Below are 23503 nucleotides of genomic sequence, written 5' to 3'. Positions count from 1 at the left end.
TACGCTTGATCATCAACCCGCTCTCCTTGGGTTGTGATAGAGATCAGCGAACATGTCGGCCATGGCCTCTTCGCTGGGCTCGTCCTGCAACTGCACATTGACCGCGCGGGTAACCAGTTGGTGCGCCCGCGGCAAGTGCAGGTCGTCAGGAATGCGCGGGCCATCGGTAAGATAGGCAACGGGCAGTTCATGACTGATGGCCAGGCTCAGCACATCGCCGAGGCTCGCCGTTTCATCGAGTTTGGTCAGGATGCAGCCGGCCAGCCCACAGCGTTTGTAGCTGTGATAGGCAGCCGTCAGCACCTGCTTCTGGCTGGTGGTGGCCAGCACCAGGTAATTCTTCGAGGCGATGCCGCGGCTGGCGAGGCTTTCCAGCTGCATGCGCAGGGCCGGGTCGCTGGCCTGCAGGCCGGCGGTATCGATCAGCACCACGCGCTTGCGCAGCAGCGGCTCCAACGCCTGGGCCAGCGACTGGCCGGGGTCTACATAGGTCACCGGCACGTTGAGGATGCGCCCCAGGGTCTTGAGCTGCTCCTGGGCACCAATGCGGAAACTGTCCATGCTGACCAGGGCCAGGTTCTGCGGGCCGTACTTGAGCACATAGCGCGCCGCCAGCTTGGCCAGGGTGGTGGTCTTGCCCATGCCGGCGGGGCCGACCATGGCGATCACACCACCCTCTTCGATCGGTTCGATCTCAGGCACTTCGATCATGCGTGCCAAGTGCGCCAGCAGCATGCGCCAAGCCTGGCGCGGTTCCTCGATTTCGGCGGTGAGGTCAAGCAACTCGCGGGCGATCGGCCCGGACAGGCCGATGCGCTGCAGCCGGCGCCAGAGGTTGGCCTGCGCCGGCTTGCTGCCTTGCAGCTGGCTCCATGCCAGCGAGCCAAGCTGCACTTCCAGCAGCTCGCGCAGGCCCGACAGCTCAGAGCGCATGGCATCGAACAGGCGCGGGTCAACCGGTGCCGGTGCAGCAGGTGCTGCAGGGGCCGGTACATCCACATGCGGTTCGATCAACGGCTGCGAGGCGGTCAGCGACTGGCCGGCGAACAATTGGCGGCTGCCTTCGGTGGCATCACTGCGGTTGTCCAGCTCGGCCTGGGCAGTGGCGATGCGCGTCTGGGTCTTGCGCAGCTCGTGCTCGAGCTCGGCATTGGGCACGCGCGGGGCCAACGCGGACAGTTTGTAGTCCAGCGCGGCCGTCAGTTCGACACCGCCAGCGATGCGCCGGTTACCGATGATGGCGGCGTCGGAGCCCAGCTCATCACGGACCAGCTTCATGGCCTGGCGCATATCGGCGGCGAAAAAACGCTTAACTTGCATAACCCACTACCTCAGCCGTTGGGGCCCACGGTGGCAACGATGGTGACTTGCTTGTTATCCGGTATTTCCTGATACGCCAGAACATGCAAATTCGGTACAGCCAGGCGGCCGAAGCGCGACAGCATGGCTCGGATCGGGCCGGCAACCAGAAGGATGGCCGGCTGGCCCTGCATCTCCTGACGCTGGGCCGCTTCGATCAACGAACGCTGCAGCTTTTCGGCCATGCTCGGCTCCAGAAGAACACCGTCTTCCTGACCTTGCCCGGCCCTTTGCAGACTATTGAGCAAAATCTGTTCCAACCTTGGCTCAAGAGTGATCACAGGCAGCTCGGACTCAACGCCGACAATGCTTTGCACGATGGCGCGACACAATCCGACGCGCACTGCCGCCACCAGCGCGGCGGTATCTTGACTCTTGCCGGCATTATTGGCGATGGCCTCGGCAATGCTGCGGATGTCACGCACCGGCACCTGCTCGGCGAGCAGTGCCTGCAGGACCTTGAGCAGCCCCGACAAGGAAATGACACCAGGCACCAGCTCTTCGGCAAGTTTAGGCGAAGCCTTGGCCAGCACCTGCAGCAGTTGCTGCACTTCCTCGTGGCCGATCAGTTCATGGCAGTGCTTCTGCAGGATCTGGTTGAGGTGCGTGGCAACCACGGTACTGGCGTCGACCACGGTGTAGCCCAGCGACTGCGCCTGGGCGCGCTGGCCAATATCGATCCAGACCGCTTCCAGGCCGAAGGCCGGGTCACGGGCGGCGATACCGTTGAGGGTGCCGAATACCTGCCCCGGGTTGATGGCAAGCTCGCGGTCCGGGTAGATCTCGGCCTCGGCCAGAATCACGCCCATCAGCGTCAGGCGGTAGGCGCTGGGCTGCAGGTCGAGGTTGTCGCGGATGTGCACGGTGGGCATGAGGAAGCCCAGGTCCTGGGAGAGCTTTTTGCGCACCCCCTTGATCCGGGCCAGCAACTGCCCACCCTGGTTGCGATCGACCAGCGGGATCAGGCGGTAGCCGACCTCCAGGCCGATCATGTCGATCGGCGTCACGTCATCCCAGCCAAGCTCCTTGGTTTCCATCGCCCGTTGCGGCGACGGCAACAGGTCCTGCTGGCGTTGCACCTCTTGCTGCGCGGCGAGCTTGGCCTTCTGCTGCTTCTTCCACACCAGATAGGCACCACCGCCGGCCAACAGCCCAAGGCTGATGAAAGCGAAGTGCGGCATGCCTGGCACCAGGCCCATGACGATCATCAAGCCTGCAGACACCGCCAGCGCTTTGGGCGAATCGAACATCTGCCGGTTGATCAGCTTGCCCATGTCCTCGGAGCCGGAGGCACGGGTCACCATGATCGCAGCAGCGGTAGACAGCAGCAGTGATGGCAATTGCGCCACCAAACCGTCACCGATGGTCAGCAGCGCGTAGACCTTGCCGGCCTCGCTGAAGGACATGTTGTACTGGAGCATGCCAATGAGCATGCCGCCGATGAGGTTGATGAACAGGATCAACAGGCCGGCGATGGCGTCACCGCGCACGAATTTGCTGGCACCGTCCATCGAACCGTAGAACTCGGCCTCCTGGGCGACCTCAGCGCGCCGCCCCTTGGCCTGGGCCTGATCGATGAGGCCGGCGTTGAGGTCGGCGTCGATCGCCATCTGCTTGCCGGGCATGGCGTCGAGGGTGAAACGCGCGCTCACTTCAGAGATGCGCCCGGCACCCTTGGTGACCACCACGAAGTTGATGATCATGAGGATGGCGAACACCACCGCACCGACCACATAGTTGCCGCCGATCACCACATCACCGAAAGCCTGGATCACTTGGCCTGCGGCACCATGGCCCTCCTGACCATGGAGCATGACCACGCGCGTGGAGGCGACGTTCAACGCCAGTCGCAGCAGCGTCGCGACCAGCAAAATGGTGGGGAAGGCGGCAAAATCAAGTGGCCGCAAGGCATACACGCAGACCAGCAGGACCACGATCGACAGCGCGATGTTGAAGGTGAAGAACACGTCGAGCAGGAACGGCGGTATCGGCAACATCATCATTGCCAACATCACCAGCAGCAACAGCGGCACACCCAGGTTGCCCCGGCCCAGGCCGGCCAGGTTGTGGCGTGCGTTGTTGATTAACTGACTGCGATCCACCGAGAGCCCTCTTCAAGCAAAACTTTGACGCCCAAGGGGCGCTTGGGCGTGGCTTTGCAAGAAGCTTTCCAACTTTGCTCAGGTCACTTTTATTTGCCTGTAGGAGCGGCCTTGCGTCGCGAAAGGGCTGCATCGCAGCCCCGGCAATTCATGCAGCGCCGCTGACAACCAGGGGACTCATCGCAGCCCCTTCGCGACGCAAGGCCGCTCCTACAAAAAAGAGGCCAATTACCTGTATACCTCAACCATCACGCCGCAAATCCGGCGGTATCGGCAAATCTTCCTTCAACGGCTCCGGCCGCTTGCCCTTGCCGGACCGGTACTGACGGATCTGGAACACATACGCCAGCACCTGCGCCACCGCGAGGTACAACCCTGCGGGAATCTCCTGCTCGACTTCGGTGGAGTAGTAGATCGCACGCGCCAGCGCAGGCGACTCTAGAATCTGCACCTTGTGCTCGACCCCGATCTCGCGAATTTTCAAGGCAATGAAATCCGTACCCTTGGCCAGCAGCAGCGGTGCCACCCCACCCTTCTCGGGGTCATACTGCAGCGCCACGGCATAGTGGGTCGGGTTGGTGATGATCACATCCGCATCGGGTACGGCAGCCATCATGCGCCGCTGCGACACCTCGCGCTGCAACTGGCGAATCCGTTGCTTGACCTCAGGCTTGCCTTCGCTGTCCTTGTACTCGTCCTTGACCTCCTGCTTGGTCATCTTCAGCTTCTTGTGCGTCTGCCAAAGCTGGAACGGCACGTCTGCTGCGGCAATCAGCAACAGCCCCGCCGACATCCACAATGCACTCCACCCCACCACCTGGACGCTATGGATGATCGCCTGGTCCAGCGGCTCGTTGGCGATCGCCAGCAACGCCTGGCGGTCGTTGGCCAGCACCACCAACGCCACCACCAGGATGACGACGAACTTGGCAACGGCCTTGAGCAGCTCGGTCAGGGCATTCATAGAGAACATGCGCTTGATCCCCGCCAGCGGGTTCATGCGGCTGAATTTTGGCTGCAGCAGGCTGCCGGAGAACAGAAAGCCGCCCAACGCGATGGGCGCAATGAATGCCACCACGAACAGCAAGATCAGCACCGGCTGCACTGCCCAGATCGCCATCTTGCCCGAGGCCAGCAAGAAGGCGCCCATGGCACCCTCGTCGACGATCACTTCACGGGTCAGGCTGAAGTTGAGGCGCATCATTTCCAGCAGCGTCTCGGCCAGGTGCCCACCGAACGCCAGCAAACCGCCGGCACCCGCCAGGGTCACCGCCACCGTGTTCAGCTCCTTGGACCGGGCGATCTCACCTTTTTCGCGTGCGTCGCGCTTGCGCTTGTCGGTGGGGTCTTCTGTCTTGTCCTGACCACTCTCGCTCTCAGCCATGCTCAGCGCGCCCTCGCCAGTTCACGCAGCCATTGCAGCGCTTCGCTGGCCAATGCCTGGTAGTGGGAAAGAACATCGGCCAGGCCCACCCAGAAGATGCCCATACCCAGCACCAGTGTCAGCGGGAAACCGATAGAGAAGATGTTCAACTGCGGCGCGGCGCGGGTCATCACGCCAAAGGCGATGTTCACCACCAGTAGCGCGGCGATTGCCGGCAGGATCAGTAGCAGACCGGCACCAAATACCCAGCTAAGGCGCCCAGCCATCTCCCAGAAGTGGTTGACCACCAGCGCGTTGCCCACCGGCAAGGTGGTAAAGCTTTCGGTCAGCACCTCGAACACGACCAGATGGCCGTTCATCACCAGGAACAGCACGCTCACCAGCATGGTCATGAACTGGCTGACCACCGCCACGTTTACGCCGTTGGCCGGGTCGACCATCGATGCGAAGGCCATACCCATCTGTATCGCGATGATCTGCCCGGCGATGACGAACGCCTGGAACAGCAACTGCAACGAAAAACCGAACAACGCCCCGACGATGATCTGCTCACCGCACAACAACAGGCCGCGCAAGCTCAGCGGGTCGAATTCAGGCAACGGCGGTAACGCTGGCACGATCACCACGGTAATGGCCACGGCCGCGTACAGGCGTATGCGCGCCGGCAGCATGCGGGTACCGAAGATAGGCATGGTCATCAGCACCGCGGTCACCCGGAACAGCGGCAGGATGAAGGTGGCGACCCAGGTGCCGATCTGTGCGTCGGTCAGCTCCAGCATGGCCGCCTCAACCGATCAGCTGCGGGATGCTGGTGTACAGGCCCGTGATGTATTCCATGAACTTCTGCGTAAGCCACGGCCCGGCGACGATCAGTGTCACCAGCATCACCAGCAGGCGCGGCAGGAAGCTCAGGGTCTGTTCGTTGATCTGCGTGGCGGCCTGGAACATCGCCACCACCAGGCCGACCAGCAGGCTCGGCACCACCAGGATGGCCACCATCAGCGTGGTCAGCCACAGGGCGTCGCGGAACAGGTCGACGGCAACTTCAGGGGTCATGCAAGGCTCTCCTTGACGGCGTCAGACGCCGCCGAAACTGCCGGCCAGGGTGCCCATGATCAGCGCCCAGCCATCGACCAGAACGAACAGCATGATCTTGAACGGCAGCGAGATGATCAACGGCGACAGCATCATCATACCCATGGCCATCAGCACGCTGGCGACCACCATGTCGATGATCAGGAACGGAATGAAGATCATGAAACCGATCTGGAACGCCGTCTTGAGCTCCGAGGTGACGAACGCTGGCACCAGGATGGTCAAAGGTACCTGATCAGGCCCGGCGATATCGGTGCGCTTGGACAGGCGCATGAACAGGTCAAGGTCGCTCTGCCGGGTCTGCGCCAGCATGAAGTCCTTGAGCGGCCCCTGGGCCTTGTCGATCGCCTGCTGGGCGGTCATCTGCTCCTTAAGGTACGGCTGCAGTGCATCCTGGTTCACCCGGTCGAACACCGGGGCCATGATGAACATCGTCAGGAACAGCGCCATGCCGGTCAGCACCTGGTTCGACGGTGTCTGCTGCAAGCCCAGGGCCTGGCGCAGGATCGAGAACACGATGATGATTCGGGTGAAGCTGGTCATCAGGATGACGAACGCAGGTATGAAACTCAGCGCCGTCATGATCAACAGGATCTGCAGGCTGACCGAGTATTCCTGCTGCCCGTCCGGGCCGTTGGACAAGGTAATGGCCGGGATCGACAGCGGGTCGGCGGCCAAGGCCAGCGGCGCGGCCAACAGCAGCGCCAGCATCAACAACAGGCCCGACAGGGTACGTAGCGCGCCGCTCATCACTTCTTGTCCTTATGATCCTTGCCCATCAGCTCCATAAGGCGCTGGGCAAACTCCGGCGTCGCCTGGCGGGCGCTGGCAGGTACTTCCACGGGCTCGGCCAGCACATGCAAGGCCTCGATGCTGCCCGGGGTATGGCCGATGAGGATCTGCTCCTTGCCGACCTGCACCAGCAACAGCCGGTCACGCGGGCCGATGGCGCGGCTGCCGATCACTTCGATCACCTGGCCACCTTTGGGTGCCGCGCCCTGCATACGGCGCAGCAACCAGGCCAGGAAGAAGATCAGGCCCACCACCAGCAGCAAGCCCAGCACCATTTGCGCCAGCTGCCCACCCAGGCTGCCGGGCGCCGCAGCTGGCGGCGTGGCCACCACGGCCGGCGCGGCAGCGGCGATCACCACTTCGCTGGCGAGCAGCGCGGCAAGGGCCGTGACGGCCCGTATCGTGCCCTTCACTCAGCGCAGCTTCTTGATACGTTCGCTGGGGCTGATCACGTCAGTCAGGCGGATGCCGAACTTCTCGTTGACCACAACCACTTCGCCATGGGCGATCAAAGTGCCGTTGACCAGTACATCCAGCGGCTCGCCGGCCAGGCGGTCGAGCTCGATCACCGAGCCCTGGTTGAGCTGCAGCAGGTTGCGGATGTTGATTTCGGTGCTGCCCACTTCCATGGAGATGTTCACCGGAATGTCCAGGATCACGTCCAGGTTCGGGCCTTCCAGGCTGACGTTTTCTTTCGGCCGTGGCGAGCTTGCGAACTCTTCCATCGGCAACCGGCCGGCACCGGCGCTACCGCCGTCGCCACCGAGCAGCGCATCGATGTCAGCCTGGCCGGCATCACCGGTTTCTTCCAGCGCCGCCGCCCATTCATCGGCCAGGGCCTGGTCTTCCGGGGAGGTGATCTCGTTTTCGTTAGCCATGATGTCCTCGACAGGCATTCAATTCGTAGTGAGCGACCGGCACGCCGTCAGCGGCGTTCGATCGGGTCGATGATCTGCAGCGCCAGGTTGCCCTTGTGCGAACCCAGGCGCGCCTTGAACGACGGTACGCCATTGGCACGCAGCACAAGGTGCTCCGGCAGCTCCACCGGGATCACGTCACCCGGCTGCATGTGCAGCACATCGCGCAATTTGAGTTGGCGGCGGGCAACCGTGGCACTGAGCGGTACGGAAACGTCCAGCACGTCTTCGCGCAGGGCCTTCACCCAGCGCTCGTCCTGGTCGTCCAGGTCGGACTGGAAACCGGCATCGAGCATTTCGCGCACCGGCTCGATCATCGAGTAGGGCATGGTCACGTGCAGGTCGCCGCCGCCACCGTCCAGTTCGATATGGAAGGTCGACACCACCACTGCTTCGCTCGGCCCGACGATGTTGGCCATGGCCGGGTTGACTTCGGAGTTCATGTACTCGAAGTTGACCGGCATGATCGCCTGCCAGGCTTCCTTGAGGTCGATGAAGCACTGGTCCAGCACCATGCGCACAACCCGCAGCTCAGTGGGGGTGAACTCGCGGCCTTCGATCTTGGCGTGACGACCGTCACCACCGAAGAAGTTGTCCACCAGTTTGAACACCAGCTTGGCATCCAGAATGAACAGCGAAGTGCCGCGCAGCGGCTTGATCTTGACCAGGTTGAGACTTGTCGGCACGTACAGCGAATGCACGTACTCACCGAACTTCATCACCTGCACACCCCCAACCGCCACGTCGGCGGAGCGGCGCAGGAGGTTGAACATGCTGATACGGGTGTAGCGGGCGAAACGTTCGTTGATCATTTCGAGGGTCGGCATGCGCCCCCGCACGATCCGATCCTGGCTGGTCAGGTCGTAGCTTTTGATGCTGCCAGGCTCGGCAGCGCTCTCGGTCTGTACCAGCCCATCATCGACGCCATGCAACAGGGCGTCGATCTCATCCTGGGACAGCAGGTCCTGTACGGCCATTGCGGACTCCTACTGCAATACGAAATTGGTGAACAGCAGCTGGTCTATCACCGGCTTGCCGACTTCCTTTTGCGCCACTTCCTGAACCACTGCGGTGGCTTTCTGGCGCAGCATTTCCTGGCCCACGGAGCTGGCGGCCAAGGTGTCGAAGCCCTGCCCGGAGAACATCATCACCAGGTTGTTGCGGATCACCGGCATATGCACCTTGAGGGCATCAAGGTCGGCCTGGTTGCGGCCCTGCAGGGTGATGCTCACCTGCATGTAGCGCTGGCGGCCGTTCTGGTTGAAGTTGACCACGAAGGCCGGCGCCAGGGGCTCGTAGATCGCCGCCGGCTTGACGTTGGCCGCTGCCGGGTCGGCCGCGGGTGCCGACTCGCTCTTGTGCATGAAGAACCAGGTCGCGCCTACCGACAGGCCGACCGCCAGCAGAAGGGCCAGCACCAACAGCAGGATCAGCTTGAGTTTGCCTTTAGTGGCGGGGTCTTTCACTGCGTCGCTCTTCGCCATGCCAATAATCCGTCGTCCATCGGGGTTTCAAATGAGGATGACGTGGCTTGAGCAAGTGTTATGCCAGATTGGGAATTTTTGCCTGTACCGGCCCTATCGCCTGCGAAAGGGCCATCAGCAACTCACGCGTAGAAATCGACCGCACTGTCGCCAACGACCACCTGCTGCTCCACCGGCCGTGAGGCATCGGCAAGCTCACCCTGCTCGGTACCACCGCCATCCTGCGCCCGCCGTGCGGCAACGCCGGACAGCTGTGAACCGTCCTGCTGGGCTTGCTGTTGCTGCCCGCGCGACTGGTCAGCCACGTTGACGTCCGGCTGCGCCAGCCCCTGCTGGGCAAACAGCTCGCGCAGGCGATGCACCTGGCTGTCCAGCGCATCACGCACGCCCGCGTGGCCGCTGATGAAGGTCACCTGGGTGGCCTGGTCGGCCGCCACGTTGACGCGGATATCCAGGCGGCCAAGCTCGGCCGGCTCCAACTGGATGTCCGCCGACTTCAGGTTCTGGCTGGACAGGTACATGACGCGGTTGACCAAACCTTCGGCCCAGGCGTTCTGGTTCATCGGCAACGGCTGGTGCAGCGGATTGCCGGTCACCGGCACGGCATTGGCCGTCTTGGCCGTGGCAGCCTGGGTCAGGCTCGCCAAGCGGTTGGCGAAATCGTCGATTCGGGTGTCGCTGGAGGCGCTCTTGGTGTCTTTGAGGCCATCTTCGAGCAACGCACCAAACGCCTTGTCCCCGCTCTCCGATTGCCCTGCCTCAGCCTCGACCTTGTCCATCAAGGTCGCCAAGGGATTGACGGCTGGCTGACCATCCTCGGCGCCGGCCTGGGAAGGATCGGCGGCGTGGGCCGAGGTCGTGCCCTTGGCCTGGGCAGTTTGCTCCAGCGCCAGGCGCAGGGTCGGCAAGTTGGCCAATGGGTCGGCATCAGGGTCGAAGGCCTGCGCTGCCGGGTCCTCGGGCAGCTCTTCGGTTGTCGGGGCTTGCGGTAACTGGACCGCTGCCTGAAGCACCGGCGCCACGGCTTCAGCCTGGGCTTGCAGCAACTGCGCCCCCGGCTGCGCATCGGTCACCTGGCCCGCCACCAGGCTGGCGTCCAGCGAGGTCGATTCACTGCCAGGCGCACTATCGGCACCGGCTTGCGCCTGATCGTCAGCTGGCAACTTATTGCCGTCATCGGCAACCGCCGGTTTGTCGGCCGCCTCTTTCTTGCCGCCGTGGGCGACCTCGGGTTTGTCTTTGGGCTTGGCCTGGGCAACCTTGTCATCGCGTACCGGCGCTTTGTCATTGCCCTGCTTGGCCATGACCTGATCGAAGCCGCTGCCCTGCCCGCCCGAGGCCTGCAGCGGCTTGTCCACCTGCGAGGCACCTGCACGCGACGGCTTGCTCAGCGTACTGGTTTGCAACAAAGGATTAGGTGCGACAGGCATTGAAGGGTCTCCGCGCCAGAAACAAAGGTATCGTTCAGGCACATACAGGCAAAAGTCGAGCCAACTGGCCGATCAGCCTGCGGAAACCCGCTTGCGCTCGCCCTGATAGAAACGCTGCACCTCAAGATACTCCTGGTCGATGCGGTTGATCAGCTCTTCTATGCCATGCAGCGAGCGCTGCTTGACCCGCTCCTCCAACTGATGGCAAAGCTGCGCCAGCCCGACCGCACCCATGTTGCTGCTGCTGCCCTTGAAACTGTGCGCAGCCACGCACAACTCATCGGCGTTCCTGGCGCCATGAAGTTCGTCAAGACGCCGCCCGGAATCTTCCAGAAAGGTTTCCAGCAGTTGCAGGTAGCCATCTTCCATGACCTCCTGCAGCTCACTGAGCACCCTGTGATCAATATGCATGTCAGTCACTTGCTCACTCCTTGATCAAGCAGAATTATGCCTCAAGCGCCAAACAGCTCACCAATCGAACTGCACCCATGCGCAACGGCCACCGTCCCGCCACCCGGCACTACTACCAAGGCGCCGTACCAGGTGCAACCCTCGACCACTCAATCCATGCTCACGGGAAGGAAGCGCCAGCACCCGCTGCACATCGAACCCAGCACCACTGTCACGAACTTCGATCATCAGACGACCGCCTGCAGCCATCGGTTCCACCTTCAGATCGATGCGCACGCTGCCCTCGGTCAACACACCGAGCCTGCGGGTGCGTTCCTGATAATAGTCGGCAAACCCATGCACATCGCGCTTGAGCCGCGAATCCAGGCCCAGCACACCGTGCTCCAGCGCATTGGAATACAGCTCGCTTAGCACGCTGTGCAGGGCGCCGGTGCGGGGCCGCAAACCGTGGATTTCCTGCAGCAACTGCACAAGGTACGGCACCGGGTTGAAACGTTTGAGGCTCTCACCGCGCAACTCGAAGCCCAGCGACCAGTCCAGCGGGCTGGAGCGCCCACTATCAGAATAGATGGTTGGGGCCGGCACCCGCTCCTGCGCAGTGAACATGCGGATATCGCACAGGCTGATGTCATCTCTGGGGCACCCGCCGAAGCGCTCCAGCGCCTCCATCACCTCGTCGAAAAGCCGCGCCGGGTCACGATTGGCCGCCAGCACCGCGCGCAAGCGCTCGACACCGAACAACGTCTGCGCTTCGTCGGCTGTATCCACAACGCCATCGGACAGCAGTAGCAGCCGCTCCCCCGGCGCCAGCGGCAACACCTCGGTACTGTCATCGAAGCGCTCCGGCGCCAGGATGCCCAGCGGAAGGTGGCGCGAACCCAGCATGGAAAGCACCTCGCCGCCGGCCGACAGCCGGTAACCATCCGGCATGCCACCGTTCCAGACCTCCACCGAGCCGCGCTGCACGCTCAGGCTGAGGAGCTGTGCGCAACAGAACATGTCTACCGGCAGGATGCGCTTGAGCTTGGCATTCATCTCGCGCAGCATCTGCGCCAGGCCGTAGCCCTTGGCAGTCATGCCGTAGAACACTTCTGCCAGGGGCATGGCACCGACTGCGGCGGGTAGCCCATGCCCGGTAAAGTCACCCAGCAGCACATGCATGTCGCCGGATGGAGTGAACGCGGCCAGCAGCAAGTCGCCGTTGAATAACGCGTAAGGCGACTGCAGGTACCGAATGTTCGGCGCCGTGATGCAGCCAGAATGGGCAACCTTGTCGAACACTGCCTTGGCCACCCGCTGCTCGTTGAGCAGGTGATGGTGATGCCGGGTGATCAGGTCACGCTGCTCCAGCACCGTGGCCTGCAACCTGCGCAGGCGATCCATGGCGCGGATCTTGGCACCAAGGATCACCGCACTGTAGGGCTTGGCCATGAAGTCGTCACCACCGGCCTCCAGGCAGCGCACCAAGGCCTCTTCCTCGTTGAGCGAGGTAAGAAAGATGATCGGTACCAGGGCCTCGCCGGCCAATGCCTTGATCTGCCGCGCAGCTTCGAAACCGTCCATGACCGGCATCAGGGCATCGAGCAGAACCAGCTGCGGGCGCTTTTCGGCAAACAGCTCAACGGCCTGCTGGCCGTTTTCGGCGGTATACACGTGATGCCCCTGGCGCCGGACGATCTGGGCCAGCAACAGCCTATCCGTGGCCCCGTCTTCGGCCACCAGCACAGTCAACGGCTGTTCGGCCGGCGTCATGACGCTCAACTGATAGCGAACAGTTTGTCGAAATTGGAGATGGCAAGGATCTTGCGCACATCTGAACTGGCATGCACCACGCGCACGTCCGATTCATCGCCACCGGCGTGATCACGCAGCAGCAGCAACATGCCGAGGGCGGAGCTGTCCAGGTAAGTGGTGTCTTTGAGGTCGACCACCACCGAGTCCGGGCGCTTGGGCTGGCGCTCGTAGGCATCGCGAAACTCCTGATGCTTACCGAAATCGAAGCGGCCTTTGATCTTGATCGTCAGCTTTTTCTCGTCCTGCGAAAAATCAGTCTCGACTGCCATGCTAGCGATTCCTTCGATGATGGCGAATGCAACAGTTCAAGGTTTAGCAGGCGGGGGGCAGAGCTGCAAGCTGCAAGCTAGATGTGGCCTTGCCTTGGCAACCGCTGTGATAATTCATCCAGCAAGCGCTGCTCGCGTTTGTCCTCGGCCCGCCGCGCCTCTTCCAGGTAACGCTGCACCAGTTTGCGCAGGCCCTCTACCCGGGCATAGGCTTGCTGCCAGGTGCCCCTGGCGTTCTTCAGGTTGCTCTGGTGCCATGTCAGGCTCTGGCGCTGCTGGGTCATGGCCGTTTCAAGCTGCCCCAGAAAGCGCTGGTAGTTGACCAGCCAACTGCCATTGACGCCTTGGCCACCGCGGTCGATCCATTGCGCCTGGTAGCCCTCACGAAACGACTCGAGTTCGGCCAGCTTGGCCTGGGCCTGAGCCACCAACTGCTGAAAGTGCCCCAGCCGCTGGGCTGCCTTGCGTTCGGCCTCCTCGGCCATCTGCACCACTGGCGCCAGGCGCGCGGCACGGCTTGGCGTACTCATGGCCTATCAACCGTTCGCCGGAGGCGTGAAGATCGCCCCCAACTGCTGTCGGCTCTGGTCCATGCCGACATTTTCGTCCAGCCCTTGGCGCAGGAAGTCCACCAGTTTTGGCTGCAGGGCAATGGCCAGGTCGGTTTCAGGATCGCCGCCTGGCACATAAGCGCCGACACTGATCAGGTCGCGGCTTTGCGACAGGCGCGACCACAGCTGCTTGAATTTTTGCGCCTGGCGCAGATGATTGGCATCGACCACCTGGGGCATCACCCGGCTGATCGAGGCTTCGATGTCGATAGCAGGGTAGTGGCCTTCTTCGGCCAGCCGCCGGGACAAGACGAAGTGGCCATCGAGCACGCCCCGCGCCGAGTCGGCGATCGGATCCTGCTGGTCGTCACCTTCGGACAATACGGTATAGAAGGCCGTGATCGAACCACCACCCGGCTCACCGTTACCGGCGCGCTCTACCAGTTTGGGGAGTTTCGCGAACACCGATGGCGGATAGCCACGAGTCGCTGGCGGTTCGCCGATTGCCAAGGCAATTTCACGCTGGGCCTGGGCAAAACGGGTCAGCGAATCCATCAGCAGCAGGACGTTCTTGCCTTTGTCGCGGAAGTACTCGGCAATGCGCGTGCAATACATAGCCGCGCGCAAACGCATCAACGGCGCGTCATCGGCCGGGGATGCGACCACCACCGATCGCTTGAGCCCCTCTTCACCCAGAATATGCTCGATGAACTCCTTCACCTCGCGGCCCCGTTCGCCAATCAGGCCGACCACGATGATTTCGGCTTCGGTGAAGCGAGTCATCATGCCGAGCAACACCGACTTACCGACACCGGTACCGGCGAACAGTCCCAGGCGCTGGCCCCGGCCGACGGTGAGCAGGCCGTTGATGCTGCGAATGCCCACGTCCAGTGGCTGGCTGATAGGGTCGCGGTTGAGCGGGTTGATGATCGGGCCGTCCATCGGCACCCAATCCTCGGCCTTCATCCCGCCCTTGCCGTCCAGGGCGCGACCGGCGCCATCGAGCACCCGGCCGAGCATACTCATGCCCATGGGCAAACGGCCGCTGTCGTCCAGTGGCACCACCCGCGCCCCGGGCGCGATACCGGCGATGCTGCCGACCGGCATGAGGAAGATCTTGCTGCCAGCAAAGCCCATGACTTCGGCTTCGACCTGCACCGGGTGGTACGAGTCGTCATTGATCACCAGGCAGCGTGCGCCCACTGCGGCGCGCAGCCCCTCGGCCTCCAGGGTAAGGCCGACCATGCGCAGCAGGCGGCCTTCGACCACCGGCTGCACGGGCAGCTTGATCGTCTCGGCGTAGCCACCCAGGCGTTTGCCGAAGCTGGTGCGGTCAAGGCGCATCGTTGGCGCCCAACTCGATCGATACATCCGGCGCCGCCGGGTGCAGGGACTGGTCGTGCAACTGGTCGAACAGCTGGGCCACGGCCTTTTCGATACGGGTTTCCATGGTCGCGTCGATGCGGCTGTGCGCGGTCTCGATGCGGCACCCCCCGGGTAACAGGGCGTCATCCTCAAGCAGCTTCCAGCTCTCCTCATGGCGTTCGCGCAGGGCCTTGGCCAGCTCGAAATCCTGAGGATTGAGGTGAATGCGGATATTGTCCGCACCCATGGGCAGCAGCTTCAACGCTTCACGCAGTACTTGGGTGATCTGACTGGAGTCGCTGCGCAGTTCGCGACCGATCACCTGGCGCGCCATGTGCGCCACCAGGTGAACGAGGGTCTTCTCGATCTGTGTGTCCTGTTCGGCGATAGGCTCGAGCAGGTGTGCCATCAGTTGTTCCAGGTCAGCCAGCCGGGCATTGAGCGCCTCCTCGGCCTCCTGTCGCACCTTCAACTGGGTGCTGTGAAAACCCTCACGCTCGCCGGTGGCGAAACCTTCGTTGTAGGCCTCCTGCCGGATCGCTTCGAGCTCTTCAAGGGTCAGGGGCTGGACTTCCTCCAGCGGCACTTCCTCGACCTCTTCCTCGATGATTTCGGGTTCCGGTTCCGGCTCCGGTTCCGGCTCAGGGTCGAAGCTGGGCAGTGCCCACACATCGACGCCTTCCAGGTCACGTGCACGAATCAGGTCGCTGGGGTGAGTTTCTTTGCTGGACATTGGCATGCCTGGTGTTGAAAGCGGGATGAGCTGCAAGCTGTTAGCTGCAAGCTGCAAGAAGAAGCAGGCTGTGCAGCGTCTGGCTTTCCCTTGTAGCTTGCAGCTTGTGGCTTGCCGCTTAAATCATTTCCTCGGCGCCCTTGCCGCCCAGCACGATCTCGCCGGCCTCGGCCATGCGTCGGGCAATGGTGAGGATTTCCTTCTGCGCCGTTTCCACGTCGCTGACGCGCACCGGGCCCTTGGCCTCGAGGTCGTCGCGCAGCAGTTCCGAAGCACGCTTGGACATGTTCTTGAAAATCTTGTCCTTGACGCGCTCGTCGGCACCTTTGAGCGACACCACCAGCACATCGGAGGACACTTCGCGCAGCAGCGCCTGGATGCCGCGGTCGTCGACATCGGCCAGGTTGTTGAAGACGAACATCAGGTCTTCGATCTGCTCCGACAGGTCGTTGTCGACCTCGCGGATCGAGTCCATCAGCGCACCTTCCACAGAGCTGTCGAGGAAGTTCATGATGTCGGCGGCGCGCTTGATGCCACCCAGGGTGGTGCGTGCGGCATTGGAGTTCCCCGAGAACTGCTTCTCGAGAATCTGGTTCAGTTCCTTGAGCGCGGCAGGCTGAACGGTGTTGAGCGACGACACGCGCAGGATGATGTCCAGGCGCACCTTGTGGTCGAAGTTGCTCAGCACTTCGCCAGCCTGATCGGGGTCGAGGTAGGCGACCACGATGGCCTGAATCTGCGGGTGCTCGAAGCGGATCACATCCGCCACCGCCCGTGGCTCCATCCACTTGAGGCTGTCCAGGCCGCTGGTGTTGCCGCCCAGCAGGATGCGGTCGATCAGGCCGTTGGCCTTGTCCTCGCCCAGGGCCTGGTTGAGCATCTTGCGGATATAACCGTCGGAACCTACGCCCAGGCTGGTCTGGTCGCCGACGATCTCGACGAACTCGCTCATCACCTGCTGGACCTGCTCGCGGTGCACGTTGCCCATCTGAGCCATGGCCACACCGACCCGCTGCACTTCTTTGGGGCCCATGTGCCGCAGTACCTGGGCGGCATCGGTCTCACCCAGCGAGAGCAAAAGGATTGCCGCCTTGTCGGTGCGGCTCAGCTTGGCGGTAACGGCTCGGTTATCACTCATCGGCGTTGATCCACTCTTTCACGACCTGGGCGACACGGCCCGGGTCTTCGGCCACCAGGCCTTTGATTGCGTTGAGCTGTGCCTCGTAACCCTCGCTCGGGCTTGGCAACAGAATGCTTGTCGGGCCACCCAGGCTGACGCGGTCGTTGGCCAGTTCGCCATCCAGACCGATCATGCCGCCCAGCTCCATGTCGCTGTCCGTTGCAGCAGCCTGCTTGCCGCCGCCAGTGATGTTGTTGAGTACCGGGCGCAGCACGCCGAACACCAGTACCAGGATGAACACCACGCCCATCACCTGCTTGACGATGTCCCAGAACCAAGGCTGCTGGTAAAACGCGATGTCGGCGATTTCTTCGCCCCGGTCGGCGGCGAACGGCACGTTGATCACCGTCACGCTGTCGCCACGGCTGGCATCGAAGCCAACGGCGTCCTGTACCAGGCGGGTGAAGCGCGCCAGGTCTTCGGCGCCCCACGGCGCGCGGGTGGTCTCGCCGGCGGCGTCGACCTTGACCTGGTCATCGACCACTACCGCCACCGACAGACGGGTCAGGCGACCCTGCTGCTGGCGGGTGTGGCTGATCGAGCGGTCCAGTTCGAAGTTCTTGGTGGTCTGCAGACGCTTGTCGGCCGGGTATGGCGCGAGCATTGGCTGGCCGGTGGCCGGGTCCATGATCTGCTGGCCATTGGCATCCACCAGCGGCTGGCCAGGCTGGATGGCACCGGCAGCAGGGGCTGCGGCGGTGGCGTTTTCAGGCGCTGCGGCACCTGCCGGCGGCTGGTTGCTCAGCGCGCCCGGCACACCTTGCGGCCCCGAACTGCTGGCGCGCTGCTCGTTGACCGACTGCTCGCTGCGCAGCGCCGGCTGGTCCGGGTTGAACTGCTCGGAAGTGGACTCCACCGCACTGAAGTCAAGGTCGGCCGACACCTCGGCCTTGTAACGGTCGTTACCCAAGACGGGTTGCAGGATGTTGTGCACACGCTGGGTGAGCATGCCTTCCATGCGGCGGCTGTAGTCGAACTGCTTGCCAGCCATGGTCAACGCCGTGTCCTGCAACTGGTCGGAGAGCAGGTTGCCCTTCTGGTCGACCACGGTGACCTGCGACTTGTCCAGCTCGGGCACGCTGGTGGCGACCAGGTTGACGATCGCCATCACCTGGCCGGCTTCCAGCGAACGGCCCGGGTACAGTTCGACCAGGACCGAGGCGCTTGGCTTGCGCTCATCGCGCACGAACACCGAGCTTTTCGGAATCGCCAGGTGCACGCGCGCCGCCTTGACGTTGTTCAGGCTGGAGACCGTACGGGCCAACTCGCCTTCCAGGCTGCGACGGTAACGGGTAGCTTCCATGAACTGGCTGGTACCCAGGCCCTGCTCTTTGTCGAGCAGTTCGAAGCCAACATTGCCGTCGCTTGGCGCAACGCCGGCGGCTGCCAGTTTCAGGCGCGCACGGGAGAGGTCGTCGGCCTTGACCAGCAGAGCACCGGAATTGGGCTCGACATTGTAGGGGATGTCTGCAGCGGCCAGGGTATCCATGACCTGCTTGGTGTCCATGCCCGCCAGGCTGCCATACAGCGGGCGGTAGTCCGGCTGTTGCGACCACAGCACCACGGCGAAGCCGATCGCCACGCTCGCCGCCAACCCGACCAGCAGGCCGACCTGACGCAGCATGGGCATCTGCGAGATGTTTTCCAGAAACGCCATGCCGAACAGCGGCGGTTTGGACGCTGGCGGGCCACTTTTGGCGGGGGCGTTATCGACGACTGCTTCAGCCATGACTTACTTCCGTCCTCAAACCGGCATCTGCATGATGTCCTGGTACGCCTGGACCAGCTTGTTGCGTACCTGGGTCAGCGCTTGCATGGAAACGCTGGCTTTCTGCGAGGCGATCATCACGTCGGTCAGGTCGACACCACTCTTGCCGATCTCGAAAGCATTGGCGAGCTGGGTCGACGCCTGCTGGGTCTGGTGCACTTTGCCGATGGCCTGGCCGAGCATGTCAGCGAAGCTGCTCTGGCCTTCTGCCAATTCGGGGGCAGCAGTGGCTTTTGGCAGCGACATGGCATCGGCCTGCATGGCACGCATGTCCAGCATCAGACGATTGAATTCAACACCTTGGCTCATGAACTTCTCTCTCCGGCGGCCGCATTTTTTTGACACTCATGCGGCGGATAGCCTCTCTAAGCAACAACAGTGCCAGCCTTTGAAAGCTTCAAGCTTCAAGCCAGGCTGCGGTGCTCTTGCGCTTGCTTGTAGCTTGTAGCTCACCCGTACAGGCTGGCTTCCACGTCGAGCCCGGCATCGCGCATTTGTGCCAGCTTGTAGCGCAGGGTACGCGGGCTGATGCCAAGCCGCTCGGCAGCCTCCTTGCGGCGACCGCGCTCGGCGCGCAAGGTGTCGATGATCATCTGGAACTCATGGCGGCGCATGTCATCGCCCAGGCCACCGGCCTCACCTGCCGGCTCGACCGCCACGGGCAACGCCGCGGCTGGTGCAACCGCCGACAAGGGAATGGCGCCGGCCAGACAAAAATCCGCCGCCTCGATCACCCCGCCCTGCTGCAGGATCAGCGCCCGCTGCAAAGCGTTGTCCAGCTCACGCACATTGCCTGGCCAGGCATGGGCCTGCAGGCAGGCCTGCGCCGCAGCAGACAGGCGCACCGGCGCATGCTTCATCTTCGCCACATGCCGCGCCAGCAAGCGCTCGGCCAGCGGCAGGATGTCACCGGCACGCTCACGCAGCGGCTGCCAGGCCAACGGGAACACCGACAGGCGATAGAACAGGTCTTCGCGGAACCGCCCGGCCGCCACTTCACCGGCCATGTCGCGATTGCTGGTTGCCAGCACGCGGATGTCCAGGGCAATCGGCTTGCGCCCCCCTACCCGCTCGACCTCACGTTCCTGCAAGACACGCAACAGCTTGGCCTGCAGGCCCAGAGGCATTTCGGAAATCTCGTCGAGCAGCAAGGTGCCACCCTCGGCCTGCTCGAATTTGCCGGCCTGCGCCGCAATGGCGCCGGTGAAGGCTCCTTTCTCGTGACCGAACAAGGTCGCCTCGAGCATGTTGTCCGGGATGGCCGCGCAGTTGATCGCGACAAATGGCTGCGCTGCACGCGGCGACTGTTGGTGAATGTACCGCGCAAGCACTTCCTTGCCGGTGCCCGACTCACCCGAGATGAGTACGGTCGAATCGCTGCGGGCCACACGTGCAGCAAGCTCCAGCAATTGGCGGCTGGCAGGCTCGCTGGCCACCGGCCCTTCGTCCTCGACCGCACTCAGGCGCCCGGCGGCATGACGCTCGACCAGGCTCAGCAGCGCCTTGGGCTCGAAGGGTTTGACCAGGTAATCCACAGCGCCCTGGCGCATCGCCTCGACAGCGCGCTCCACGGCAGCGTGAGCGGTCATCAGCAGCACCGGCAATTGCGGGTACTGGCGGCGCAGGTGCGCCAGCAACTGATGCCCATCCATCCCCGGCATGTTCACGTCACTGATGACCAGGCTGTACGCGTCGCCCTGCACCGCCTCCAGCGCTTCTTCCGCGCTGCCGACAGCGCGATAGGCAAAACCGCCGATCTCCAGGGTATCGCCAAGCGCCTGGCGCAACGCGCGGTCATCCTCGACCAGCAGCACCTTGATGAGCATCATGCGACCTCCGCAGGCTGCCCGCCGATCAACGGCAACTCCACCCTGACGCAGGTGCCACGCCCTACCCTGGAGCGCAGCTGCAACTTGCCGTGGTGCGCCCGCACCACGGCCATGACCACCGCCAAGCCGAGCCCGGTGCCGGTAGCTTTGGTGGTCAGGAACGGCTCACCCAGCCGACCCAACAGGTCGGCATCGATGCCGCTGCCGGCATCGCTGACGCACAGGTGCAGGGTGTGCGCGCGCCGATACAGGTGCACTTTGAGCCGCGCAGCGCCAACGCTTGCCTGCAGGGCATTCTCGATCAGGTTGAGCATGGCACCGACCAGGGTGTCGCGATTGCACAGCAACTCACCCAGGTGGCTGTCGCACTGCCAACGCACGGCATGGCCCTGGACATGAGGCTGGGCAGCCTGCTGCAAGGCCTGGAACAGGCCCTTTGGGCTCAACCGGTCACCCAGTGGCAGCTCGCCGCGGGCGAACACCAGCATGTCGCGCACCTGGTGCTCCAATTCGTGCAGACGTTCCTTGAGGCTTCCGGCGAAACGCCGGCGGGTCTGTGGCGCAAGCTCACGCTCGTCTTGCGCCAGGTGGCTGGCATAGAGCATGGCTGCCGACAGCGGCGTGCGTATCTGATGGGCCAGCGAAGCAACCATGCGCCCCAGCGACGACAGGCGCTCATGGCGTGCCAACTGGTCTTGCAGGCGACGGGTTTCGGTCAGGTCATTGAGCAGCACCAGTTGGCCTGGCTCGGCATCCAGCGAACGCGTGGCAATGGACAGGCGACGGCCATCGCGCAGTGACACCTCATGCCCGTCATCCTTGCGCGGGGCGAAGCTGCGGGCGATCACCTGGCGCCACAACTGGCCGAGCAAGGGTTCACCCAACAGTTCACAGGCCGCCGGATTGGCTTCGCGCACCAGGCCCTGGTCATCGATGACGATCACCCCGCCGGGCAGCAGGGCCAGCAGGTTCTGCAAGCGATTGGCCAGGCGCTCTTTCTCGTTCAGCTCGGCCATGCGCTGGGCGCCGACCACCGCCAACTCGCCTTTGAGTTCGCTGACGCGGGCCTCGAGCATGCTGTAGGACTGGTTGAGCTGGGTGGAGACCTGGTCGAACAGGGCGAACGCCTGCTCAAGCCCCTGTCGACTCTCCTGTTCGACGGGGGTAGGCCCCTGCGGATCAGGGACTCGGGAAACATGGGCGGCCTGGGGCATCGTGCTCTCTCGCGTGGCTGACCGTCATAAAAACGGTGTGATGCCAGCGGTGTAGCAATAGCCGTGCCGGGGATGGGGGTTTGTGCTGCCTGCTCGGGCCCTATCGCCGGCAAGCCGGCTCCCACCACGACCGCGCTGCTCTTCAGGTTTGCGCTTTACCTGTGCAAGCAAAATTTCTTAAAGCCGGCGCAAATCCATGTGGGCTTGCCGGCGATTGTGGCGGTACAGGCGAAGTCAATCTTCAGCCTGCTCCTCACCGCCCTGGCGGCTCATGCCGTACTTGCGCATCTTCTCCACCAAGGTGGTACGCCGAATACGCAAACGTTCAGCCGCCCGCGCCACGATACCGTTGGCGTCGTCCAGCGCCTGCTGGATCAGCCCCTGCTCCAGGCTGCCCAGGTAATCCTTCAGGTCCAGGCCCTCAGGCGGCAGCATGGCATGGTTGGCAAAGCTCGGCGCGTGGCCGTTGATCGCCACGCGCTCTTCGAGGTCGCTGCGCAGGCTGTCGACCAACTGCTCGTCTTCATCGTCGATGTAGCGGAATTTCTTCGGCAGCTCCGACACGCCAATCACGCCGTACGGGTGCATGATCGCCATGCGCTCGACCAGGTTGGCCAGCTCGCGCACGTTGCCCGGCCAGCCATGCCGGCACAGCGACATGATCGATGCAGAATTGAAGCGTATCGAGCCGCGCTTCTCATGCTCCATGCGCGAAATCAGCTCGTTCATCAGCAGCGGAATGTCTTCCACACGCTCACGCAACGGCGCCATCTCGATCGGGAACACGTTGAGGCGGTAGTACAGGTCTTCGCGGAAGGTCCCACCCTCGATCATGGTCTCGAGGTTCTTGTGGGTCGCGGCGATGATGCGCACGTCAATGCTCTGGGTCTTGTTGCTGCCCACCCGCTCGAAGGTACGCTCCTGCAGCACACGCAGCAGTTTGACCTGCATCGGCAGCGGCATGTCGCCGATCTCGTCAAGGAACAGCGTACCGCCATTGGCCAGTTCGAAACGCCCGGCACGGCTGGTGATGGCGCCCGTGAAAGCACCCTTCTCGTGGCCGAACAGTTCGCTTTCCAGCAATTCGGCCGGGATCGCCCCGCAATTGACCGGCACGAACGGCGCTTCGCGGCGCTTGGAGTGGTAATGCAGGTTGCGCGCGACCACCTCCTTGCCAGTACCGGACTCACCAAGAATGAGCACGCTGGCGTCGGTATCGGCGACCTGCTGCATCATCTGCCGAACATGCTGGATGGCGCGGCTGGTGCCCACCAGGCTGCGGAACAGGTTGGGCTCGCGCTGACGGCCACGCTCACGGGCCTGGTCGTACATCTCGCGATAGACCTGGGCACGGTGCAGGGAGTCGAGCAGCTGGCTGTAGCTGGGCGGCATCTCAAGGTTGGCCAGCACGCGACGGCGAAGCTCTTCGGGGAAATCCGCAGAAGAAATTTCGCCGATCAGCAATACCGGAAGGAACTCATCCCACCCGGCCACTGTCTTAAGCAACCCAAGCACATTGCCTGGAGCATTCACGGTTCCGATGAGCACGCAGAGCACTTCACGGCTGGAAGACAATGCCCCCACCACCTGCTGCCAATCCAGGCTGGAGCAGGGCAGGTTTTCTTCGCCGAGGAAGTTCAGAACCACCGCCAGATCGCGGCGGCGGGCGCTGTCGTCATCGATCAGGAGAATCTTGGTTTCACGCCACATGCAATAGCAACTTCCCTAGTCATATCGGCGCCCGAGGGCGTGCTCGACATCATTCAGACTGAATGGTCAGTGTTCGGACGTCTGAAATTCGAAAACAGCCACTAGTAAAGTCAAAA

At 63.1% G+C, this 23503-nt stretch carries 23 protein-coding genes; all 23 read right to left on the bottom strand.

What is annotated here, in order from left to right:
• Positions 1 to 12: 12 nt before the first annotated feature.
• On the bottom strand, positions 13 to 1320 hold the full coding sequence (gene flhF / locus IWW33_RS18945; RefSeq protein WP_046785345.1) for a flagellar biosynthesis protein FlhF: 1308 nt from the start codon (positions 1318 to 1320) through the stop codon (positions 13 to 15).
• An 11-nt stretch (positions 1321 to 1331) separates the two neighbouring features.
• Positions 1332 to 3461: a flagellar biosynthesis protein FlhA gene (flhA, locus tag IWW33_RS18940; protein WP_196914327.1), complete on the bottom strand. Its 2130-nt coding sequence runs from the start codon at positions 3459 to 3461 to the stop codon at positions 1332 to 1334.
• A 241-nt stretch (positions 3462 to 3702) separates the two neighbouring features.
• Positions 3703 to 4845: a flagellar biosynthesis protein FlhB gene (flhB, locus tag IWW33_RS18935; protein WP_046785347.1), complete on the bottom strand. Its 1143-nt coding sequence runs from the start codon at positions 4843 to 4845 to the stop codon at positions 3703 to 3705.
• Positions 4846 to 4847: 2 nt separating this feature from the next.
• A complete protein-coding gene (gene fliR / locus IWW33_RS18930; RefSeq protein WP_012315509.1) occupies positions 4848 to 5624 on the bottom strand; it encodes a flagellar biosynthetic protein FliR in 777 nt (258 codons plus the stop codon).
• 7 nt (positions 5625 to 5631) lie between these two features.
• Positions 5632 to 5901 carry a flagellar biosynthesis protein FliQ gene (gene fliQ, locus IWW33_RS18925; protein ID WP_012315510.1) on the bottom strand — a complete coding sequence of 90 codons (270 nt, stop codon included), beginning with the start codon at positions 5899 to 5901 and terminating at the stop codon, positions 5632 to 5634.
• A 21-nt stretch (positions 5902 to 5922) separates the two neighbouring features.
• On the bottom strand, positions 5923 to 6690 hold the full coding sequence (gene fliP / locus IWW33_RS18920) for a flagellar type III secretion system pore protein FliP (RefSeq protein WP_012315511.1): 768 nt from the start codon (positions 6688 to 6690) through the stop codon (positions 5923 to 5925).
• The gene (gene fliO / locus IWW33_RS18915) at positions 6690 to 7145 is read right to left on the bottom strand and encodes a flagellar biosynthetic protein FliO (RefSeq protein WP_046785348.1); all 456 of its coding nucleotides are present in this window, start codon (positions 7143 to 7145) and stop codon (positions 6690 to 6692) included. Before fliO ends, fliP begins: the two co-directional genes overlap by 1 nt.
• Positions 7146 to 7610, bottom strand: coding sequence for a flagellar motor switch protein FliN (gene fliN, locus IWW33_RS18910; RefSeq protein WP_012315513.1), 465 nt, complete (start codon positions 7608 to 7610; stop codon positions 7146 to 7148).
• A gap of 47 nt (positions 7611 to 7657) precedes the next feature.
• Entirely contained in the window at positions 7658 to 8626 is a 969-nt protein-coding gene (gene fliM / locus IWW33_RS18905; RefSeq protein WP_012315514.1) for a flagellar motor switch protein FliM, read from the bottom strand.
• Between the two features lie 9 nt (positions 8627 to 8635).
• A complete protein-coding gene (gene fliL / locus IWW33_RS18900; RefSeq protein WP_039601488.1) occupies positions 8636 to 9133 on the bottom strand; it encodes a flagellar basal body-associated protein FliL in 498 nt (165 codons plus the stop codon).
• A 122-nt stretch (positions 9134 to 9255) separates the two neighbouring features.
• Positions 9256 to 10563: a flagellar hook-length control protein FliK gene (locus IWW33_RS18895; RefSeq protein WP_174142092.1), complete on the bottom strand. Its 1308-nt coding sequence runs from the start codon at positions 10561 to 10563 to the stop codon at positions 9256 to 9258.
• Between the two features lie 72 nt (positions 10564 to 10635).
• Complete coding sequence (locus IWW33_RS18890) at positions 10636 to 10983, bottom strand: Hpt domain-containing protein (protein ID WP_174142093.1); 348 nt, start codon at positions 10981 to 10983, stop codon at positions 10636 to 10638.
• A gap of 48 nt (positions 10984 to 11031) precedes the next feature.
• On the bottom strand, positions 11032 to 12726 hold the full coding sequence (locus tag IWW33_RS18885) for a fused response regulator/phosphatase (protein WP_119687539.1): 1695 nt from the start codon (positions 12724 to 12726) through the stop codon (positions 11032 to 11034).
• Between the two features lie 5 nt (positions 12727 to 12731).
• Positions 12732 to 13037, bottom strand: a complete 306-nt coding sequence (locus IWW33_RS18880; RefSeq protein WP_012315519.1) for an STAS domain-containing protein — start codon at positions 13035 to 13037, stop codon at positions 12732 to 12734.
• Between the two features lie 77 nt (positions 13038 to 13114).
• The gene (fliJ, locus tag IWW33_RS18875; RefSeq protein ID WP_119687540.1) at positions 13115 to 13567 is read right to left on the bottom strand and encodes a flagellar export protein FliJ; all 453 of its coding nucleotides are present in this window, start codon (positions 13565 to 13567) and stop codon (positions 13115 to 13117) included.
• Between the two features lie 6 nt (positions 13568 to 13573).
• Positions 13574 to 14932, bottom strand: coding sequence for a flagellar protein export ATPase FliI (gene fliI / locus IWW33_RS18870; protein WP_174142094.1), 1359 nt, complete (start codon positions 14930 to 14932; stop codon positions 13574 to 13576).
• Positions 14922 to 15686: a flagellar assembly protein FliH gene (gene fliH / locus IWW33_RS18865; protein ID WP_012315522.1), complete on the bottom strand. Its 765-nt coding sequence runs from the start codon at positions 15684 to 15686 to the stop codon at positions 14922 to 14924. Before fliH ends, fliI begins: the two co-directional genes overlap by 11 nt.
• A gap of 118 nt (positions 15687 to 15804) precedes the next feature.
• A complete protein-coding gene (gene fliG / locus IWW33_RS18860; protein WP_012315523.1) occupies positions 15805 to 16824 on the bottom strand; it encodes a flagellar motor switch protein FliG in 1020 nt (339 codons plus the stop codon).
• Positions 16817 to 18595, bottom strand: a complete 1779-nt coding sequence (fliF, locus tag IWW33_RS18855; protein WP_115274182.1) for a flagellar basal-body MS-ring/collar protein FliF — start codon at positions 18593 to 18595, stop codon at positions 16817 to 16819. The genes fliG and fliF overlap by 8 nt, the downstream gene beginning before the upstream one ends.
• A 15-nt stretch (positions 18596 to 18610) precedes the next feature.
• On the bottom strand, positions 18611 to 18943 hold the full coding sequence (gene fliE, locus IWW33_RS18850) for a flagellar hook-basal body complex protein FliE (RefSeq protein ID WP_012315525.1): 333 nt from the start codon (positions 18941 to 18943) through the stop codon (positions 18611 to 18613).
• A gap of 140 nt (positions 18944 to 19083) precedes the next feature.
• Positions 19084 to 20460, bottom strand: a complete 1377-nt coding sequence (locus IWW33_RS18845; RefSeq protein ID WP_115275501.1) for a sigma-54 dependent transcriptional regulator — start codon at positions 20458 to 20460, stop codon at positions 19084 to 19086.
• Positions 20460 to 21677, bottom strand: a complete 1218-nt coding sequence (locus IWW33_RS18840) for an ATP-binding protein (protein ID WP_174142095.1) — start codon at positions 21675 to 21677, stop codon at positions 20460 to 20462. The genes IWW33_RS18845 and IWW33_RS18840 overlap by 1 nt, the downstream gene beginning before the upstream one ends.
• 234 nt (positions 21678 to 21911) lie before the next feature.
• Entirely contained in the window at positions 21912 to 23387 is a 1476-nt protein-coding gene (fleQ, locus tag IWW33_RS18835; protein ID WP_115274180.1) for a transcriptional regulator FleQ, read from the bottom strand.
• Between the last annotated feature and the right edge of the window lie 116 nt (positions 23388 to 23503).

It is taken from the genome of Pseudomonas sp. M2 (assembly GCF_015751845.1).
In the GTDB taxonomy this organism is placed as follows: Bacteria; Pseudomonadota; Gammaproteobacteria; order Pseudomonadales; family Pseudomonadaceae; genus Aquipseudomonas; species Aquipseudomonas putida_E.
This window is presented reverse-complemented; position numbering and strand designations above follow the sequence as displayed.

Coding starts and splice junctions, on each gene's coding strand:
- flhF (WP_046785345.1), bottom strand. CDS start 1,320: ATGCAAGTTAAGCGTTTTTTCGCCGCCGATATGCGCCAGGCCATGAAG.
- flhB (WP_046785347.1), bottom strand. CDS start 4,845: ATGGCTGAGAGCGAGAGTGGTCAGGACAAGACAGAAGACCCCACCGAC.
- fliR (WP_012315509.1), bottom strand. CDS start 5,624: ATGCTGGAGCTGACCGACGCACAGATCGGCACCTGGGTCGCCACCTTC.
- fliQ (WP_012315510.1), bottom strand. CDS start 5,901: ATGACCCCTGAAGTTGCCGTCGACCTGTTCCGCGACGCCCTGTGGCTG.
- fliP (WP_012315511.1), bottom strand. CDS start 6,690: ATGAGCGGCGCGCTACGTACCCTGTCGGGCCTGTTGTTGATGCTGGCG.
- fliN (WP_012315513.1), bottom strand. CDS start 7,610: ATGGCTAACGAAAACGAGATCACCTCCCCGGAAGACCAGGCCCTGGCC.
- fliM (WP_012315514.1), bottom strand. CDS start 8,626: ATGGCCGTACAGGACCTGCTGTCCCAGGATGAGATCGACGCCCTGTTG.
- fliL (WP_039601488.1), bottom strand. CDS start 9,133: ATGGCGAAGAGCGACGCAGTGAAAGACCCCGCCACTAAAGGCAAACTC.
- IWW33_RS18895 (WP_174142092.1), bottom strand. CDS start 10,563: ATGCCTGTCGCACCTAATCCTTTGTTGCAAACCAGTACGCTGAGCAAG.
- IWW33_RS18885 (WP_119687539.1), bottom strand. CDS start 12,726: ATGACGCCGGCCGAACAGCCGTTGACTGTGCTGGTGGCCGAAGACGGG.
- IWW33_RS18880 (WP_012315519.1), bottom strand. CDS start 13,037: ATGGCAGTCGAGACTGATTTTTCGCAGGACGAGAAAAAGCTGACGATC.
- fliJ (WP_119687540.1), bottom strand. CDS start 13,567: ATGAGTACGCCAAGCCGTGCCGCGCGCCTGGCGCCAGTGGTGCAGATG.
- fliI (WP_174142094.1), bottom strand. CDS start 14,932: ATGCGCCTTGACCGCACCAGCTTCGGCAAACGCCTGGGTGGCTACGCC.
- fliH (WP_012315522.1), bottom strand. CDS start 15,686: ATGTCCAGCAAAGAAACTCACCCCAGCGACCTGATTCGTGCACGTGAC.
- fliG (WP_012315523.1), bottom strand. CDS start 16,824: ATGAGTGATAACCGAGCCGTTACCGCCAAGCTGAGCCGCACCGACAAG.
- fliF (WP_115274182.1), bottom strand. CDS start 18,595: ATGGCTGAAGCAGTCGTCGATAACGCCCCCGCCAAAAGTGGCCCGCCA.
- fliE (WP_012315525.1), bottom strand. CDS start 18,943: ATGAGCCAAGGTGTTGAATTCAATCGTCTGATGCTGGACATGCGTGCC.
- IWW33_RS18845 (WP_115275501.1), bottom strand. CDS start 20,460: ATGCTCATCAAGGTGCTGCTGGTCGAGGATGACCGCGCGTTGCGCCAG.
- IWW33_RS18840 (WP_174142095.1), bottom strand. CDS start 21,677: ATGCCCCAGGCCGCCCATGTTTCCCGAGTCCCTGATCCGCAGGGGCCT.
- fleQ (WP_115274180.1), bottom strand. CDS start 23,387: ATGTGGCGTGAAACCAAGATTCTCCTGATCGATGACGACAGCGCCCGC.